Raw genomic sequence first — 715 nt, 5'->3', positions numbered from 1 at the left:
CTCACCGGCCGTCGCGCCGGGCACGGCCATGAAGTCGACCTGCATGTCCGGACTCTGGTCGTGTACCGACGGCAGCGTCCACGGCCCGGTACCGATCATGGCGACCCGCCCGTTCACAAACTCGTCGACCACCTGCTCGTCGTCGAGACCCACGACGTCACGGGTGACGAGGCCGTCGTCGTACAGCTGCATGTACAGCTCGAGCGGTTCGACCCAGTTCTCGGCGAAGGTCGACTCGCCGGCGAAGATCCGCTGGTCGACATCGCCACCCGCCTTGGTCTGGTCCAGGCCGATCAGCCCGGTCAGCGCCATGGTGTTCCCGCTCTGCACCGATTCGTAGTACGCGGTGATGCCCGCTTCCTCCAAAGACCGGCACAACTCGAGGAACTCCTGCCAGGATGCCGGCGGTTCGCTCATACCCACCGACTCGACCAGCTCCGTGTTGTACAGGACACCGCCGGCCCATGACGACACCGACATGCCGTACACGCTTCCATCCGCGGAGTACGTCTCCTTGTTGAAGTCGTTGATCACCGACATGAACTCGTAGTCGGTGAGGTCCACGACGTGCTCGCCCTCGATCAGGTTGGTCTTGTTCTCCGCGGCGATGATGAAGACGTCGGCCGCCTGACCCGAGAGCAACCGGGTCTGCAACGTGGAGATGTACTCCTCCACCGGAGGCGAGTTCGAGAACTCGATGCGTATGTCCGGGTTC

Annotated in this window: 1 protein-coding gene; it reads right to left on the bottom strand. The window is 63.5% G+C overall.

Annotated elements, in window-relative coordinates; all coding sequences use genetic code 11:
- Window positions 1–715 (bottom strand): ABC transporter substrate-binding protein (locus ELR45_RS33585; protein ID WP_165368338.1); only part of this gene is annotated, 715 nt, incomplete at both ends.

Source organism: Phytoactinopolyspora endophytica (assembly GCF_004138495.1).
Taxonomy (GTDB): Bacteria; Actinomycetota; Actinomycetes; order Jiangellales; family Jiangellaceae; genus Phytoactinopolyspora; species Phytoactinopolyspora endophytica.
The sequence above is the reverse complement of the archived record's forward strand: the minus strand, read 5'-3'. Positions and strand labels throughout refer to the sequence as shown.